At 50.4% G+C, this 16,068-nt stretch carries 18 protein-coding genes; 10 read left to right on the plus strand and 8 right to left on the minus strand.

The features are described from left to right. Positions 1 to 72 precede the first annotated feature (72 nt). From hcp-2 to dapA, 4 genes are all read right to left on the minus strand, one after another. Positions 73 to 591 (minus strand): type VI secretion system effector Hcp-2, encoded by a 519-nt coding sequence (hcp-2, locus tag BZG80_RS04740; protein ID WP_074213199.1) that lies wholly within the window; start codon positions 589 to 591, stop codon positions 73 to 75. A 302-nt stretch (positions 592 to 893) separates the two neighbouring features. Further along, positions 894 to 1,607 carry a phosphoribosylaminoimidazolesuccinocarboxamide synthase gene (purC, locus tag BZG80_RS04745; RefSeq protein ID WP_077669026.1) on the minus strand — a complete coding sequence of 238 codons (714 nt, stop codon included), beginning with the start codon at positions 1,605 to 1,607 and terminating at the stop codon, positions 894 to 896. A gap of 60 nt (positions 1,608 to 1,667) precedes the next feature. After that, the gene (gene bamC / locus BZG80_RS04750; RefSeq protein ID WP_077660745.1) at positions 1,668 to 2,699 is read right to left on the minus strand and encodes an outer membrane protein assembly factor BamC; all 1,032 of its coding nucleotides are present in this window, start codon (positions 2,697 to 2,699) and stop codon (positions 1,668 to 1,670) included. 15 nt (positions 2,700 to 2,714) lie between these two features. Then, the gene (gene dapA / locus BZG80_RS04755; RefSeq protein WP_025744469.1) at positions 2,715 to 3,593 is read right to left on the minus strand and encodes a 4-hydroxy-tetrahydrodipicolinate synthase; all 879 of its coding nucleotides are present in this window, start codon (positions 3,591 to 3,593) and stop codon (positions 2,715 to 2,717) included. 267 nt (positions 3,594 to 3,860) lie between these two features. Here dapA and bcp point away from each other — a divergent pair, with 267 nt between their 5' ends. Beyond that, positions 3,861 to 4,331 carry a thioredoxin-dependent thiol peroxidase gene (gene bcp, locus BZG80_RS04760; RefSeq protein ID WP_077575946.1) on the plus strand — a complete coding sequence of 157 codons (471 nt, stop codon included), beginning with the start codon at positions 3,861 to 3,863 and terminating at the stop codon, positions 4,329 to 4,331. Between the two features lie 80 nt (positions 4,332 to 4,411). Here bcp and BZG80_RS04765 read toward each other — a convergent pair whose 3' ends face one another. The 3 genes from BZG80_RS04765 to BZG80_RS04775 form a co-directional block, all read right to left on the minus strand. Continuing rightward, positions 4,412 to 5,866, minus strand: coding sequence for an FAD-dependent oxidoreductase (locus tag BZG80_RS04765; RefSeq protein WP_077678856.1), 1,455 nt, complete (start codon positions 5,864 to 5,866; stop codon positions 4,412 to 4,414). 88 nt (positions 5,867 to 5,954) lie between these two features. Further along, on the minus strand, positions 5,955 to 7,034 hold the full coding sequence (locus BZG80_RS04770; protein ID WP_077669023.1) for an AI-2E family transporter: 1,080 nt from the start codon (positions 7,032 to 7,034) through the stop codon (positions 5,955 to 5,957). 10 nt (positions 7,035 to 7,044) lie between these two features. Further along, positions 7,045 to 7,263 (minus strand): sulfurtransferase TusA family protein, encoded by a 219-nt coding sequence (locus BZG80_RS04775; protein ID WP_025744467.1) that lies wholly within the window; start codon positions 7,261 to 7,263, stop codon positions 7,045 to 7,047. A gap of 128 nt (positions 7,264 to 7,391) precedes the next feature. Here BZG80_RS04775 and BZG80_RS04780 point away from each other — a divergent pair, with 128 nt between their 5' ends. The 4 genes from BZG80_RS04780 to BZG80_RS04795 are packed head-to-tail and all read left to right on the plus strand — an operon-like array spanning position 7,392 to position 10,303. Beyond that, positions 7,392 to 8,891, plus strand: coding sequence for a beta-barrel assembly-enhancing protease (locus BZG80_RS04780; RefSeq protein ID WP_077677224.1), 1,500 nt, complete (start codon positions 7,392 to 7,394; stop codon positions 8,889 to 8,891). A gap of 24 nt (positions 8,892 to 8,915) precedes the next feature. After that, the gene (gene arsC / locus BZG80_RS04785) at positions 8,916 to 9,272 is read left to right on the plus strand and encodes an arsenate reductase (glutaredoxin) (protein ID WP_077461612.1); all 357 of its coding nucleotides are present in this window, start codon (positions 8,916 to 8,918) and stop codon (positions 9,270 to 9,272) included. Next, positions 9,269 to 9,859, plus strand: a complete 591-nt coding sequence (wrbA, locus tag BZG80_RS04790; RefSeq protein ID WP_077678857.1) for an NAD(P)H:quinone oxidoreductase — start codon at positions 9,269 to 9,271, stop codon at positions 9,857 to 9,859. The genes arsC and wrbA overlap by 4 nt, the downstream gene beginning before the upstream one ends. Before the next feature lie 36 nt (positions 9,860 to 9,895). Then, the gene (locus BZG80_RS04795) at positions 9,896 to 10,303 is read left to right on the plus strand and encodes a DUF2069 domain-containing protein (RefSeq protein WP_077678858.1); all 408 of its coding nucleotides are present in this window, start codon (positions 9,896 to 9,898) and stop codon (positions 10,301 to 10,303) included. Between the two features lie 71 nt (positions 10,304 to 10,374). Here BZG80_RS04795 and BZG80_RS04800 read toward each other — a convergent pair whose 3' ends face one another. After that, positions 10,375 to 10,860: a zinc ribbon-containing protein gene (locus BZG80_RS04800; protein WP_077461613.1), complete on the minus strand. Its 486-nt coding sequence runs from the start codon at positions 10,858 to 10,860 to the stop codon at positions 10,375 to 10,377. A 106-nt stretch (positions 10,861 to 10,966) separates the two neighbouring features. Here BZG80_RS04800 and leuS point away from each other — a divergent pair, with 106 nt between their 5' ends. The 5 genes from leuS (at position 10,967) to rlmH (ending at position 16,063) form a co-directional block, all read left to right on the plus strand. After that, positions 10,967 to 13,543, plus strand: coding sequence for a leucine--tRNA ligase (gene leuS, locus BZG80_RS04805; protein WP_077678859.1), 2,577 nt, complete (start codon positions 10,967 to 10,969; stop codon positions 13,541 to 13,543). 14 nt (positions 13,544 to 13,557) lie between these two features. Further along, positions 13,558 to 14,181, plus strand: coding sequence for an LPS-assembly lipoprotein LptE (locus BZG80_RS04810; protein WP_077575950.1), 624 nt, complete (start codon positions 13,558 to 13,560; stop codon positions 14,179 to 14,181). Then, complete coding sequence (gene holA, locus BZG80_RS04815; RefSeq protein ID WP_077461653.1) at positions 14,181 to 15,203, plus strand: DNA polymerase III subunit delta; 1,023 nt, start codon at positions 14,181 to 14,183, stop codon at positions 15,201 to 15,203. The genes BZG80_RS04810 and holA overlap by 1 nt, the downstream gene beginning before the upstream one ends. Positions 15,204 to 15,271: 68 nt before the next feature. Then, positions 15,272 to 15,589, plus strand: coding sequence for a ribosome silencing factor (rsfS, locus tag BZG80_RS04820; protein ID WP_077660741.1), 318 nt, complete (start codon positions 15,272 to 15,274; stop codon positions 15,587 to 15,589). A 3-nt stretch (positions 15,590 to 15,592) separates the two neighbouring features. Continuing rightward, entirely contained in the window at positions 15,593 to 16,063 is a 471-nt protein-coding gene (gene rlmH / locus BZG80_RS04825) for a 23S rRNA (pseudouridine(1915)-N(3))-methyltransferase RlmH (protein ID WP_025744459.1), read from the plus strand. The last annotated feature ends 5 nt before the right edge of the window (positions 16,064 to 16,068 follow it).

Consider the following 16,068-nt stretch of genomic DNA (forward strand, 5'->3'; position numbering starts at 1 on the left):
CTCTATATGATGGGAAAGCAAGTAGCCCACTGTGCCAGTGGGCTACTCGATTTATATCGCGACGCGTTAGGTTTACGCCTCGATCGGCTTACGCCAGTCGTCTGACCCTGAGGTACCAGCGTTGACGTGATCCCATGTCACTTTACGGTAAGACATAGACACGGTCAGATTCTGAGTAAAATCAGACTTAGCAGGGTCTTGGCAGTGTGGCATTTCACAATGGATATCGACGATAGAGGCGTTTTCCAGCTTGGTGGTAAAGAAGTTTTCTTGCTTGCCTTCAATAGAAGTGCGGTACCACTTCAGCTCAACGGTAGACATTTTTTCGCCCGAAGACAGCGCGTTATAAAGCAGAGGCACTGCTTTGTTTAGCGCAACGGTGAATTTGAATGGCTTATGAACACGTTGACCTGATGGCTGACCAGATTGCGGGTCAGTTGGGACGGTTACATTGTGATCAAACTGCTGAACCAGCATTTCATCTTCGTGGCCTTCAACGAATGCATCACCGATTGAGTCAGCGGTGCAGGCACCGGCAGTAATCAAACCCTGAGTTTCACCTTCAATCGAGATATAACATGGCGTTGGCATAATTGCTCCTATCAGTATTTAGTCGTTAGGCATAACCACCTTGGTTATGCGTCACCCCTAACAAGCCAATTTCATGCCAACTTTTTTATTGTTTAATATCAGCAATTTAAAAATTGAGTGACCAATTTTTTGTAAGGGCTGAGCAAAAAGTTGCCAAGCTGAGCAACTTTTTGCTTGCGTAAAAATAGGGTTCAATCGATAGTGAATAATAAAAAATAGCGCCATATCCATGGCGCTATTTTATTTACACGGTGCTATTGTCTTCACACGCGACGCAATCGTTTGCTTTTTAAGCCCAAAAATTATAGGGCTAAGCCGATACGCTTTGCTACTTCGATATAAGCTTCTACCACACCACCTAGACCTTGGCGGAAGCGATCTTTATCCAATTTTTCTCGCGTGTTGGCATCCCACAAACGACAGCCATCTGGGCTAAACTCATCGCCAAGGACAATATTACCGTTGACGTCGACGCCAAACTCCAGCTTGTAGTCCACCAGCAATAAGTCACCCTCAGCAAACAGCGCCTTAAGCACATCGTTAACCTGATACGTCAGCGACTTCATGGTCGCTAATTGGGCTTGGCTCGCGAACCCTAAGGACTCACACAGTGATTCATTGACCATAGGATCATGCAGCGCATCGTTTTTTAAAAACAACTCAAAAGTGGGTGGAGTGAGTGCTGTGCCCTCTTCTACGCCCAGTCGGCGACAAAGTGAGCCCGCGGCAATGTTTCTTACCACACACTCAACCGGGATCATATCGAGCTTTTTCACCACGCACTCGGTATCGGACAACAGTTGGTCCATTTGGGTGGGAATACCTGCCTGCTCAAGCTTTTGCATGATGAAGTGATTGAACTTGTTATTCACTTCGCCTTTTCGCTCAAGTTGCTCAACACGCTCACCATCAAACGCAGAGGTGTCATTGCGAAAGTGCAGAACAAAGCGGTTTTCATCATCGGTTGCATAAACAGATTTTGCCTTACCGCGATACAACTCAGCACGTTTTTCCATTACCTATTCTCTCCATTAGGCGCTAAAAAATAAGGGACGCTGTCTGGCGTCCCTATAAGATTACTGCGATGTGGCCTGGCTAAGCTGCGCAATGGCCGCTTTCAGCGCTGGGCTAAGCGCTTCTAACGTTGCTTTTTTAACCGGCTTTCCATCACTGTCGGTCACATTGATTGAGGTGCGGTTGCCTAAATCCCCTAACAATAGTGTGTAGCTATTGTCCGGCAGCGAGATAGGTTCAACCCCAAGGGCTTGCCAACGCTCATCATTCGGCGCAACGTGACGCGTTTTCACCGTACCTTGCGATTGGTTGCGGCTTTCTACCGTAAATCCGAGCGGTTTAATCATCTCAGGAAGTTTTTCCCATACGACATCATACGGAGCACGCGCAATAATCACTGGCAAGCCACTTCGATCAGTACCAAAACTCATCGGAATATCTGACTGACGTTGCGCAGCTAAACGGCGCGCCTCTGCACGTAGTGCTGCATCATGGCTCACCGTAATCAGATTGGTCATTAAGGTGTTATAGCGTTCCTGCTCTGCCGGCGTCAAAGGTTCATCACTGGCCTTGGCGCGTGAATCAATCATATTGACGCCCAGTGCAAATCGCCGCCCTTGTTCGAGTCGTGATAGGCGGAACCGAGCCTGATGAGCACTGTCTTCTTTTTCCCAAGCGATCCAGCCGGTGTCAATTTGATCTGCGGCTTGTGTCTCAACAGGAATGGTCTTATCGTTCGCCAGACGTTCAACGGTTTCCCATAATTGGGTAAGCTGCTGCTCATTGGCAACCGCGACGGTTATTCCACGACTGTCACGCTCAATACGCGCCCCTGGCACTAAATCAAGCACTTGACGCGGCGGACGAATATCGACATTTTTGCCGATTTCGCCCTTAAAGTCTTGCTCAGGGATCTGATAATTGGTGGAAAAGTAAGGCGCTTGATCCGGCAAGGTTTGCCACTGCGACAGCGGGGTCGTTTGCAAGTAGCTAAAATCATCTTTGGCTTGACGGCGTTGCTCGGCGCCACCACTACAGGCCACCAGCCCGGTGACCATGATGGCACAAAGGCCGAGCTTAAATACTGGTTTCATTGACACTCCAACGGCTTAAACAACACCCGCAACCTGCATGGCCTCTCGGACATCGGGACGCAAATGCTCGCTTAATTCGGTTAATGGCAGACGAAGATGGCCATCCGCAATCAATCCCATTTCTCGGACTGCCCACTTCACAGGGATCGGATTGGCTTCGTCAAAAAGGTGACGATGTAAAGGGATCAGCGTCTCGTTGATTGCATGCGCTTGGTCTGCTTCACCGGCGCGCGCCAATTGAATCATTTTGGCCATTGCCGCAGCGGCAACATTGTTAGTGACCGAAATCACACCATGTCCACCAGCAAGGACAAAATCTAGCCCTGTTAAATCATCACCACTAAATAAGAGGAAGTCATCGCCACAAAGTTCCCGATGAATGGCGACACGACTGACATCGGCAGTGGCATCTTTTAGGCCGATAATATTGTCAAAGGTCGCTAGGCGCGCCACCGTTTCAGGCTGAATATCTACGGCGGTACGACCGGGAACATTATAGAGAATCTGAGGTAAGTCGGTCGCTTCGGCAATGGCTTTATAATGCTGGAATAAGCCTTCTTGCGTCGGCTTGTTGTAATAAGGGGTCACACTCAAACAAGCGGCTACGCCCGACCCGGCAAACATTTTACTGAAAGTGATCGCTTCGTGGGTGGCATTTGCCCCCGTACCTGCAATAACGGGAATCCGTCCATCCGCAAATTCCAAGGTCTTTAGGACCACTTTAATGTGCTCATCCACGGTTACTGTCGACGACTCACCCGTTGTGCCCACTGCGACAATCGCATCTGTGCCCGCTTGGATATGAAACTCGACCAGTTTTTTCAGGCTAACGTAATCCACCTCGCCATGTGCATCCATTGGTGTGACGAGCGCCACTATGCTTCCAGAAACCATGTTCGTCTCCCTTATTGGTGATGCTTGCAATGTTACTTTTGGCGCTGGGTAAACACAAGAATAACCCTGCGCGCTGGCGTGTCTTATTCGACATTTCTTACCGCTACATTCAAGTTTGCGATTTTATCATTGAATCAGCGTCTCGTTAGCGTCAATAAAAGGTCAAACACTGTCAAGAGCGTGATCGTAATATCAAAAACTTGCGTAATCTCGAACACCCTCTATCATCGTCAATTCGGTTTACCGACAAAAAAGGAAACGCAGCGCATGCAAACATTAACGGAAGGCGCTCTAGCGCCCGATTTTTCATTGCAAGATCAAAATGGCGACACCGTCACGCTTAGCCAGTTTCAAGGCGAAAAACGCGTCCTCGTGTATTTTTACCCCAAAGCAATGACACCAGGCTGCACCACACAAGCCTGCTCTTTGCGTGATACTAAGGCCGAGCTCGACGCGCTGGATACCGTGGTGTTAGGTATCAGCCCGGATCCCGTCAAAAAGATCGCCCGCTTTGTCGCGCGCGATGAACTCAATTTCACCCTACTGAGCGACGAAGATCATGCGGTTGCGGATGCATTTGGCGTCTGGGGACCCAAGAAGTTCATGGGGAAAGAATATGACGGCATTCATCGCCTCAGCTTTTTGGTCGGCAAAGATGGCAAAATTGAACATGTGTTCAATAAGTTTAAGACCAAAGATCATCACCAAGTGGTATTGGACTTCCTGAACCAAGCCTAGGACGGCGCCTTATCCTGCCTGTTAACAAAAAAGCGCACGATGAATCGTGCGCTTTTTTCAAACGATGACCATGGGTTCACTCAGCCCACAGGCTTTGCTAATGCTTCTGGATAACCACGCTGTACCGCAAATTCACACGCAGCGCTGACAATCTTAGCGGTCGACGGGCGCGTCATGACGTAATGAGAGGTTGGCGAAATCCAGCCGGCATCTTCAAATTGCGTCAGGACTTTGTTTATCGCCGTCAGCGCCGAGGAGGCTTTCACGATTTCCATCCGCGCGTAGCGCTCACCATCGAAAGATACATCCGACGCCCGCAGCGACGGGTCCTCACCGGGAATTTGTTGCGCGCCACACAAGGGTTTTCCTCCGACTTCGGCCTGCTTAAATTCAGGCAGCCATTGAGCAAAATGTTCGATGGCCCGGTCCGTGCGCTGGCACACTTGATCCCAGTCCCAACCTTGATCGATGTTTTTAACATAGCGCGCGTCGACATTCGGTTGCGCCGATTGCACTGAGCTTTTCACCAAGCCACGTTCAAAGAGGGTCACGTCTTGCGTCATGCCGTGCAGTTGAAAGAAACCATCAGGATAAGGCGTCAGTTGTGCCATACCTTGTGGCGTGCCTCGCTGGCCATGAACAATAATTTCTGGCCATTGGTACTCCGTCGACGTCCAGTGGGCGACGTACGCTGCCTTGTACTCAACCAGACGCTGACGCCCGAAGCCCGCCATATCGTCAATGGTCCCGGTGCGAAATCCCGCCGCATTAATCAGATAGTCAACCTCAGTGGTGTGCGATTGGCCTGCCTTATCTTGATACGTCACTTGCCAACCCGACGCTGTCTGCTGCGTATCCACGACCTTATGATTAAAGTTGAGTTGGCAATGCGGCACGTCGGCAAGCGTCAATTGCGCTTCAGCGGCGAGGCGAAATACACTCAGCCCGTATTCTTGCACCAATACCAATGGATACTTCATCGCACTTAGGTCCAGCGACTGCGCAACCGGCCACATCCACTGATCAGCCGAATCGGTTATACTGCGATAATCTTTTGCTTTCAGCGCTTCAAGGTCTGATTGCTGATACAGGCGGAAATAATCAGCAGGTTCGCCCATCACTTTATTGGCGCTATCAAGCTCGACCAATTGCGCATAACGCTCGCGCAAGGTTTCTAATCGTGCAATCACACTGTCTAACGATCCTGGGTCTTGCTCTGGCACCGCCAACACCGTTGGGCGGCGATTCACAGAGTGCGGATACATGCGTACGGTCGCAACGGACTGGTCCAGTAAGGTTAAGCACTGATCGAGCGAGATTTCTCGATACAAATTGCCGCCCGCATGAAGATGACAGATAGGTGGGCCACTGACTAGCCCGGTTCCCGCTTCAAACACCTGGGTATCAATACCACGTTCAGCCAGTCGCATGGCCGCTGTCGTGCCCGCCACGCCGCCACCGATCACAGCGACGCGGAACCCCTCTAAATGCGTATGTTCTTGCCTGTTTTGTACCATGCCAACCCTGTTTTTCATTACTACTTCTGTGGGCCAAACTGATCACGGTAAAGCCTGTGCTCGTGCCGCTCAGCTCCTTTATTTAGGAGCCTGAAAACAAGATGGATCACTCTACGTCTTTTTTTGGATCATCATCGAGCTCAATTTCAGGCAATGCTTGCCATACCGCTTTCACTAACGTCGCCAATGGAATGGCAAAAAATACCCCCCAAAAGCCCCAGAGTCCACCGAAAACCAGTACGGCTATGATGAGTGCCACCGGGTGTAAATTGACCGCTTCCGAGAAAAGCACCGGCACAAGGACGTTACCGTCAAGGGTTTGAATCACGCCGTAAGCAATCATCACATACCAAAACCCGGGCTCAAGTCCCCATTGGAAAAGGGCCACGATCGCTATCGGCACCGTAACAATGGCCGCCCCGATATAGGGGACAAGGACAGAAAAGCCGGTGGCGACACTTAGCAACACGGCATAGCGGAGATCGAGTAACATGAAAGTCAGATAGCTGGTGATACCGACAATAATAATCTCGGTCACTTTCCCGCGAATGTAATTCGATATCTGTTGGTTCATCTCATGACCAACCCGAGAGGCAAGGCGGCGATTACGCGGCAATAATCCTTTAAACATCGCCAACATTTGCGTTTTATCTTTCAGTAAGAAGAAAACCAAGAGCGGGACCAAAATCAAATAGACCGCTAGCGCCACGATGTTCACCAGCGATGATAACGATCCCCTTACCAAGGTTTCCCCAATGTTGAGGACTTTAAACTGCAAGGCATCGACCAGTGTGTTCACCATATGCGGATTAATTAATCCTGGATAGCGCTCGGGTAAGCTCATCATCAGCATCTGCATGTTATTAAACATGTTCGGCACATCGGCCACCAGGCTTATCCCTTGATTCCAAATCGTCGGTACCAAGCCAAACAACGCCATGAATGTGAAGCTGGCAAACAAGGCGATCACCACCAAAACCGATAACGTGCGAGGCAGCCCCAGTCGACTAAGACGATTGACTGGCCAATCGAGTAAATACGCCATGACAATGGCCACGAGTAAAGGCGCCAATAAGTTGCCGAAAAAATAGATGGTGACAAAACCGACCAAAAGAATCAGCACTAGGCTGACCGCATGTGGGTCGGAAAAGCGTCGCCGATACCAGCGATGTAGCAATTCAAACATATCAGGCTCGTTATTGTTTTGTGACGTGTAAACGCGAGGCTGGCGTATCTAACCAAGCAATGGTAAATCCTTCACGAGTAAAGTAGGTTGGAATATCGTTTTTCGCGCCTTGATCGCCCAGTAAAATCACTAACTGCTCGCCGGCACGCAACGACGCTGCTGCACGCTTGGCGAGTAGCAGGGCCATTGGGCAAACATGTGCTCGTAAATCAAGAGTTTGACATTCCATTCTGTCTCACCGGTCGGTATTATCGTTGGTATTGTAATGGACATTAGATAGAACGCCAACGAAACCCAGACAGGTTTTATCGGTCTGTACTTAAGTACACTTGCGTATTTTAAAAGGTAATGACACTTATGCCGCCACGTGCATCTTGCTCTTGGAAAGGAAAAACGGCTCGCCGCCTCGTCGCCTATGCGCTTGCAGGGACATTGGTCAGTGCGCCTGTGTCAGCAAACGTCGAGTCATATCAAAGTGATTTGCCTAACATTGGCACCGCTGCCGCGAGTACGCTGTCGGTGGCAAAAGAAAAAGAGTTTGGTGATGCTTATATGCGAATGCTACGAGCCAGCAAACCCATTATTGATGATCCTTTACTCGGTGAATATGTTAACGCCCTCGGGCATCGGTTGGTGGCGAACGCCAACGATGTCCGCACGCCCTTCCAATTTATTTTGATTGATAATCAAGCGATCAATGCGTTTGCCTTTTTTGGCGGGTATGTAGCCATGCATTCTGGGCTTTTCCTGCATGCCAAGACAGAAAGCGAACTGGCATCTGTGATGGCGCACGAAATTGCGCACGTGACCCAACGCCACCTTGCGCGCAGCATGGAAGCGCAGGCACAAACCTCGCCGCTAACGGTTGCCGCTTTAGTCGGCTCTTTAATGCTCGCGATTGCAGCGCCTGAAGCAGGGATTGCCGCAGCTCATGCAGCAACGGCGGGGAGTATGCAAAGCCAAATAAACTTTACCCGCCGTAACGAAGAAGAGGCCGACCGCGTCGGAATTGAAACCCTCGCTCGCGCGGATTTCGATGTTGAGGCGATGCCACGCTTTTTCTCTCGGTTAGCCGATGAGTACCGCTACGCCAGTCAAATGCCGGAGTATTTCAGCACTCACCCATTACCCGCGTCTCGGATCACAGATTCACGCGCGCGGGCGCGTCAGTATCCTCAAAAAAGCGTGCCCGACTCTCCCGATTACCAACTCGCACGAGCGCGTATCGTTGCACGATATAGCGGTATCGCTGATCGCTCCGCCATGGACTGGTTTGAACGGCGTCATAAAGCAGCATCGCCAGCGGAAAAACATAGCCTTGATTACGGCATGGCGCTGTTGGATATTGATGCAAGGCGCTATCAACAAGCGCGTGAGAAGCTGGCGCCCCTCATTAAAGCTCAACCCAATAATCGTTTTTATATTGACGCGATGACCGACTTAGAGATTGGCGAAAAGCAGTATGACAGCGCCTTATCCCGCCTGAATCAAGCCTTGAACCAGCAGCCTAACAATCGCGTATTGTTGCTTAATCACGCTTACACCTTGGTAAAAGCCAAGCGTGGCGGTGAAGCGATCAAGGCATTAGAGCGCTACACTCACCAGCATGCCGATGACAGCAACGGATGGTTTTTGTTACAACAAGCGTACGAAAGCACTGGCACACACCGTGACGGAGAATTAGCTGCTCAAGGAGAGCGTTACGCGCTGCGCGGTCAATGGAGCAAAGCCATTCGTAACTACACCCAAGCCGCTCAACTGGCTGAGTTAGGCAGCTTGGCACAAGCACGTTATGATGCGCGTATCGATCAATTACGCCATCAGCAGGCACGCTTTAAAGCGCTCAGTGATCGTTAACTCAACTTAAAAAGGATAGATGTTGTGAGCCCCATTACTCTGTACCACAATCCACGTTGCTCAAAAAGTCGAGAAACCCTCAAGCTGCTTGAGTCAAAGGGCGTCACGCCGACAATCGTTAAATATTTAGAGACGCCATTATCTGCCGATACGCTCCGTGAGTTAAAGCGACAGCTGGGCATGGCATCATTTCGCGATATGATGCGCACCAAAGAAGCGGATTACAAGGCAGCCAATTTGGGCGATGCTTCGGTGGAAGAAGCGCAATTGTTGGAGGCAATGGTTAATCACCCAAAACTGATTGAACGTCCCATTGCCGTTCAAGGCGACAAAGCGGTCATCGGCCGCCCACCCGAAAATGTATTGGTATTCGTTCAATGACACAAGTTCTCGTGCTTTATTACAGCCGTTCAGGTAATACACGTAAGCTTGCTCAACAAGTTGCACGCGGTATTGAAGCGCAAGGCGTTGAGGCGGTGTTACGAACTGTGCCCGAGCTGCCTGCTTATGCCGATGGCAAAATACCGGACGTCTCGCCAAACGATCCATTTGTCACCCGTCAGGATCTATTAGATTGCCATGGCCTCGCGCTCGGCAGTCCGGTACGTTTTGGCAACATGGCCGCGCCATTGAAGCAATTTATCGATAGTACCAGTGGCGAATGGTTATCGGGTGCCTTAATTGATAAACCCGCCGCGGTCTTTGGCGCCGGATCAATGCTTCATGGTGGCCAAGAAACCACGCTGCTCACGATGACCATCCCCTTACTTCATCATGGTATGATGTTAGTCGGTGTTCCACACAGCGAGCGTGCGCTTCATACAACGGAAGGCGGCGGTTCCCCTTACGGTGCATCCAGTGTTGCGGAGCCACATCACCCTTTAATGGCCGACGAAAAGCAAATCGCAAAAACATTAGGCCAACGCTTAGCGCGTTTTGCCCACACTTTTTACCACCACCTAAAATAAAAGGACAGAATCGTGACAGATCCTCGGCTCGCCTTCATGCGCACATTGTCTTTGTTGAGTAACCTTGGCCTCATTGCTTGGGTGGTCGCGTGGCATGCTTATTTATCGCCCCATCCCCACTTGAATGCATGGGCGGTGACCATCGGCTGGACAATCCCTTTACTGCTCCCTTTGCCTGGGATCATCAAAGGCAAAGCGTTTACCCATGCATGGGCCAACTTTATTTTGATGTTCTATTTTTTACACGCCCTTACCATTCTCTATGTCGATGAAGGCGAACGGTGGATGGCTGCTGCAGAGCTCGTCTTCGTCACCGCGGCATTTGCTTGTAATATTGTCTTTGCCCGTTGGATGGGGCAATCACAAGGTCTAAAGCTGCCACGGCTTTCTCAAGTAGAAAAAGAAGAACGCCAGCGCTTTGAAGGTCGCGACGACGCCTCTTAGGCACCTTTGGCCACGGATAGACCGACCCGCGCAGTAAAACCAAACGCAAAAGCCAAGCTCTAGCACTTGGCTTACACCGGATAAGGGCGGCGGGAAAAGTAGCGATGACCACATTGCGTACACGGTGCAATCACATCGACCCGGCTGTGCCGCGTTTGATGATGGCACTGTTCACATTGCAACACGCCCAGTCCGACGATTTCACCCGCTTCATAAACGCCATGATGTTGAAGATCATCGAACACTTCACGCCACTCTAGCTGCGTACGGTCGGTGATCTCTGCCAATTGCTCCCAAATCGAGTTAGCAATCAGATCGTTAAACACCTGACTATCAATCTCTTCGGTTTGAGATTTATCGTACTGTTCACCGAACGCTTTCACATCACGTTTAAAGTATGCCTCGATCAAGGCCCATTCATCTTTGGTCAGATCGGCAGCGGCTTTGAGGTATTGATCAGACAAGGTCACCCAATGAGACAGTGCCTCGGGGCTGTTTTCTAACGCCTCTTTTACCCGCTCGATGATACTTTGTTGGGGTTCTTTCTCTTTATTCATGGTCCTGTCCTGATTCAAGTGTTGTTGCGGTCTCTGCCTTTCGTTATTCTATGCTGATATTTCTCTTTCAGGTTTTACCTTTCTCACAGAATCTCGGAAGCCATCGATGCAAGAACAATATAGCCCGCAAGATATTGAACAAAAAGTTCAAGCCCATTGGGATGACAATAAAACCTTTGTGGTTCATGAAGACCCTAACAAAGAAAAATTCTACTGTCTTTCTATGTTTCCTTACCCAAGTGGCCGACTGCACATGGGGCATGTCCGTAACTACACCATCGGTGATGTCATTTCCCGTTATCAGCGACTGCAAGGCAAGAATGTCATGCAGCCGATTGGTTGGGATGCGTTTGGCCTTCCTGCCGAAGGCGCTGCGATCAAAAACAAAACCGCGCCCGCGCCTTGGACTTACGAAAACATTGATTACATGAAAGGCCAGCTAAAAATGCTGGGCTTTGGCTACGACTGGAGCCGTGAAGTCGCCACCTGTAGTCCCGATTACTACCGCTGGGAGCAAGGCTTCTTTACCACGCTCTACAACAAGGGGCTGGTTTATAAAAAGACCTCATCAGTGAACTGGTGTCCCAACGATCAGACCGTGCTCGCCAATGAGCAAGTTCACGAAGGTTGCTGCTGGCGCTGCGATACGCCGGTTGAGCAAAAAGAAATCCCGCAGTGGTTTATTAAAATCACCGATTACGCAGAAGAGCTGCTGCAAGACATCGACAAACTGGACGGCTGGCCAGACATGGTAAAAACCATGCAGCGTAACTGGATTGGTCGCTCAGAAGGTGTCGAGCTGACGTTTGATGTTGAAGGCGATCACCCCGCACTCGACGTCTACACCACGCGTCCAGATACGCTGATGGGCGTCACTTACGTGGGGATTGCCGCCGGTCACCCCCTCGCGGAGGCGGCGGCCAAAGACAACCCTGCCCTCGCTGAATTCGTACAAGAGTGCCGTAACACCAAAGTTGCCGAAGCCGAGCTGGCGACCATGGAGAAAAAAGGCATGGCGACCGGTTTGTATGCCACGCACCCATTGAACGGGCGTCGTGTCCCTATCTTTGTCGCTAACTTTGTATTGATGGATTACGGCACTGGCGCCGTGATGGCGGTGCCTGCTCACGACCAACGCGACTTCGAATTTGCTCATAAGTACGCGCTGGATATCGAGCCGGTGATCCTCGATGAAAACGGCCATGCGCCCGATTTGTCAGAACAAGCGTATACCGAAAAAGGTAAGCTGTTTAACTCGGGTGAGTTTGACGGGTTAGATTTTAACGCGGCCTTCGATGCGATTGCGAGCAAGCTTGAATCGCTAGGTAAAGGCAAGAAAACGGTTAATTTCCGTTTACGTGATTGGGGCGTCTCTCGTCAGCGTTATTGGGGTGCGCCAATTCCGATGCTGAATACCGAAGACGGTGAGGTTGTTCCTGTCCCAACTGAGCAGCTGCCCGTCATCCTGCCAGAAGATGTGGTGATGGATGGTGTACAAAGCCCTATCAAAGCTGACAAGCAATGGGCACAAACGCAATATCAAGGTAAGCCAGCGCTGCGTGAAACCGACACTTTCGATACCTTTATGGAGTCGTCGTGGTACTACGCACGTTATTGCTCACCGCAAGCGGATCAAATGCTCGACCCAAGCGCCGCCAATTATTGGCTACCGGTCGATCAGTATATAGGTGGCATTGAGCACGCTTGTATGCACCTGTTGTATTCGCGCTTTTTCCATAAACTATTGCGCGATGAAAATATGGTCGATAGCGACGAGCCATTCAAGCAGTTACTCTGTCAGGGTATGGTGCTCGCCGATGCATTTTATTACACCGACGAAAAAGGGGTACGTGTTTGGGTCTCGCCGACTGATGTGACCGTTGAACGGGACACCAAAGGGCAAATTATTCATGCGGTCGACAGCCAAGGGAACGCCGTCACCCACGCAGGCATGACCAAGATGTCAAAGTCGAAGAACAACGGCATTGATCCCCAATTAATGGTGGAAAAATACGGTGCCGATACCATGCGTCTCTTTATGATGTTTGCCGCACCGGCGGACATGACGTTGGAATGGCAAGAGTCTGGCGTGGAAGGTTCACACCGTTTCTTACGCCGTGTTTGGAATCTGGTCTATGAGCACACCCACAAAGGCGACGTTACTGCGCTGGCAGTCGATACGCTTAATAATGATCAAAAAGCCTTGCGCCGTGATGTGCACAAAGCCATCGCCAAAGTCAGTGATGACATGGGCCGTCGTCAGACGTTCAACACCGCCATTGCCGCGATCATGGAGCTGATGAATCGCTTGGTTAAAGCGCCACAGGACAATGAACAAGACCGTGCTGTGTTAGACGAAGCACTCAAAGCCGTGGTATTGATGCTATATCCCATCACCCCGCACATCTGCTTTACGCTTTGGCAGGCCCTGGGCGAAACCGATATCGACAGTGCCGATTGGCCGCAAGCCGATAAAGCGGCCTTAGTCGAGGAGGAAAAGCTAATCATTGTGCAAGTGAACGGTAAGCTACGTGCCAAGATCACCGTGGCCGCCGACGCCGAGAAAGAAGCCGTTGAAGCACAAGCCATGTCAGACGAAAACGTGGTCAAATTTACCGACGGTAAAACGGTTCGCAAAGTCATTTATGTACCAGGGAAACTGGTTAATATTGTTGCTAACTAACAAGGAGCGATGGAGTGGATCTGTTTAACACTGTGCTTCGCTCCCTGCTCGTCGCGATGGTCTCACTGACCATCGCGTCTTGCGGGTTTGCCTTGCGTGGCAGCTATAATTTGCCCGATGAGGTAGACAAAGTGTCATTGACGAGTTTTGACCCCTATGGGGAGCTGACTCGCCAAATGCGCAACGCTTTGCGTCAACATAACGTTCAGATGGTGTCACCCTCTGACGACGTGGCGAATATCGAGTTGCTTAGCGAAAGTGATAGTGCACAAACTTTGTCGCTCTATCAAAACAGCCGAGTGGCAGAGAAAGAGTTTCGCTATGTTGCACGTTATCGTGTCACTGTGCCGGGGAAAGGTAGCTACACCTACAATACGACCTTGAGCCGTAACTTTCTCGATAACCCACTGACCGCGTTGGCCAAGTCAGTCGAGCAAAATAAGTTAGTCGCAGAAATGCGTACCGAGGCGACCCGTCAAATAATGCGTCAACTGTCTCAACTGAAAGGGGATATCGCCGCATTTGAGCGTCAGCAAGCGGAACAAGCGGCATTAGAGCAACTCGAACAGGGAGAGGCGCCCACTGAACCCAATGTGATCATCGAAACGCGTCAAACTGAAACACAGCCCGCGCAATGATGAGAGCCTATCCAGAACAATTGGCGCAGCAGCTTAATCAGCCACTGCGTCAAACTTACTTAGTCTTTGGCACCGATCCTTTGTTAAAGCTCGAGTCTCGTGATGCCATTTGCCACGCGGCACGCTCACAAGGCTTTGAAGAGCATCATAAGTTTATGATTGATGGCCAATTAGATTGGCAAGAAGTGTTTGACTGCTGCCAAGCCCTCAGTTTGTTTTCCTCTCGGCAGATTATTGAATTGACCTGTCCTGAAAATGGCCTGAGCAGCGCCCAAGCCAAGCAACTGACCGAGCTTGCCAGCTATCTCCATCCTGATATTCTCTTGCTCGTTCAAGGCGAGCGGCTCAATAAAAAGCAAGAAAGTGCCAAGTGGTTTACCACGTTGGCAAAGCAAGCCTTGTATGTGGTTTGCCAAACTCCAGATGCACGTCACTTGCCCCGTTTTATTGAACAGCGCTGCCGCCATCTCGGGCTACAACCCGATCAACCCGCGCTGCAGTTGCTTGCCCAATGGCATGAAGGCAACTTACTCGCGCTGGTGCAAAGTTTACAAATCCTCCACTTACTTTATCCCGATGGTGCCCTTACCTTACCTCGGATTGAGAGTGCGTTGTCGCGGCATCATCACTTCACCCCTTTCCAACTGACCGATGCGCTACTTGCCGGTAAGGCTAATCGCGCGCAGCGTATTATCGAACAACTGCATGCCGAAGGCGAAGAGCCCACCTTGTTACTGCGTTTGATCCAAAAAGAACTCAAACAACTCTATACAATCCAAGAGCAAGGGCAACAAGGGCGACCACTCAACGTGCTATTCGATCAGTTGCGTGTTTGGCAAGCGCGTAGACCCATGATCACCGCAGCACTCAATCGGCTAAACAAAGTGCGTCTCGCCTCATTACTGCGCCAGCTCGCTGAGTTAGAGATACAGTTAAAAACCGATTTTGGCAGTGACCCTTGGCCTAATCTGCACTATTTTTGTGCACTTATGTGCCAACCCGCCGAACCTCTGGCGCCCTAGCGTGTCCAAAGGGCTGCCAAGTGATATACTGCCACTGAATACAATCAGCACATACATCGAGGTTCTCTTTGCAAGCTACCGAATTAAAACAGTTTGTCGCCGACAAAGTCGATGAGTTAAAAGCCAGCGATATCGTGACGCTAGACGTACGAGATAAATCCTGCATTACTGACTTTTTAGTGCTTTGTACAGGCAATTCACGTCGCCATGTGGCTTCAATTGCCGATCACGTTTGTGAGCAAGCCCAAGCGGCTGATATTGGCGCCATGGGAACAGAAGGCAAAGATGACAGTGAGTGGGTCGTTGTCGATTTAGGCGACGTCATGGTTCACGTCATGCAAGAAGAACAACGCCAACTTTATCAACTGGAAAAACTCTGGAATTAATCCATGAAAATCCAGTTGATTGCAGTCGGCAATAAAATGCCCAAGTGGGTACAACAAGGCTTTGATGAGTATCAGCGCCGCTTTCCAAAAGACATGCCACTTGAGCTGGTTGAAGTGCCTGCCGGTAAACGCGGTAAAAATGCAGACATTGCCCGCATTTTACAAAAAGAAGGCGAAGCCATGCTCGCTGCGGTGAATCGAGGTAGTCGTATCGTTACCTTAGATATTCCCGGCAAGCCTTGGAATACGCCGCAATTAGCCAGTCAACTCGAAAAGTGGAAACTGGATGGGCGCGATGTCGCCATTTTAATTGGTGGCCCAGAAGGATTGGCCCCCGACTGTAAAGCAGCCGCTGAGCAAAGCTGGTCACTTTCGCCTCTGACCCTGCCCCACCCACTGGTTCGCGTCATCATGGCGGAGAGCCTGTATCGCGCTTGGAGTCTCACCACCAACCATCCTTATCATCGAGAATAACGACA

Origin of the sequence: Salinivibrio sp. MA440 (assembly GCF_001996265.1) — a bacterium.
In the GTDB taxonomy this organism is placed as follows: Bacteria; Pseudomonadota; Gammaproteobacteria; order Enterobacterales; family Vibrionaceae; genus Salinivibrio; species Salinivibrio costicola.

Bases quoted from the DNA above. Each gene is read 5' to 3' on its own strand.
- hcp-2 (WP_074213199.1), bottom strand. From the start codon at position 591: ATGCCAACGCCATGTTATATCTCGATTGAAGGTGAAACTCAGGGTTTG.
- purC (WP_077669026.1), bottom strand. From the start codon at position 1,607: ATGGAAAAACGTGCTGAGTTGTATCGCGGTAAGGCAAAATCTGTTTAT.
- bamC (WP_077660745.1), bottom strand. From the start codon at position 2,699: ATGAAACCAGTATTTAAGCTCGGCCTTTGTGCCATCATGGTCACCGGG.
- dapA (WP_025744469.1), bottom strand. From the start codon at position 3,593: ATGGTTTCTGGAAGCATAGTGGCGCTCGTCACACCAATGGATGCACAT.
- bcp (WP_077575946.1), top strand. From the start codon at position 3,861: ATGCAAACATTAACGGAAGGCGCTCTAGCGCCCGATTTTTCATTGCAA.
- BZG80_RS04765 (WP_077678856.1), bottom strand. From the start codon at position 5,866: ATGAAAAACAGGGTTGGCATGGTACAAAACAGGCAAGAACATACGCAT.
- BZG80_RS04770 (WP_077669023.1), bottom strand. From the start codon at position 7,034: ATGTTTGAATTGCTACATCGCTGGTATCGGCGACGCTTTTCCGACCCA.
- BZG80_RS04775 (WP_025744467.1), bottom strand. From the start codon at position 7,263: ATGGAATGTCAAACTCTTGATTTACGAGCACATGTTTGCCCAATGGCC.
- BZG80_RS04780 (WP_077677224.1), top strand. From the start codon at position 7,392: ATGCCGCCACGTGCATCTTGCTCTTGGAAAGGAAAAACGGCTCGCCGC.
- wrbA (WP_077678857.1), top strand. From the start codon at position 9,269: ATGACACAAGTTCTCGTGCTTTATTACAGCCGTTCAGGTAATACACGT.
- BZG80_RS04795 (WP_077678858.1), top strand. From the start codon at position 9,896: ATGCGCACATTGTCTTTGTTGAGTAACCTTGGCCTCATTGCTTGGGTG.
- BZG80_RS04800 (WP_077461613.1), bottom strand. From the start codon at position 10,860: ATGAATAAAGAGAAAGAACCCCAACAAAGTATCATCGAGCGGGTAAAA.
- leuS (WP_077678859.1), top strand. From the start codon at position 10,967: ATGCAAGAACAATATAGCCCGCAAGATATTGAACAAAAAGTTCAAGCC.
- holA (WP_077461653.1), top strand. From the start codon at position 14,181: ATGAGAGCCTATCCAGAACAATTGGCGCAGCAGCTTAATCAGCCACTG.
- rlmH (WP_025744459.1), top strand. From the start codon at position 15,593: ATGAAAATCCAGTTGATTGCAGTCGGCAATAAAATGCCCAAGTGGGTA.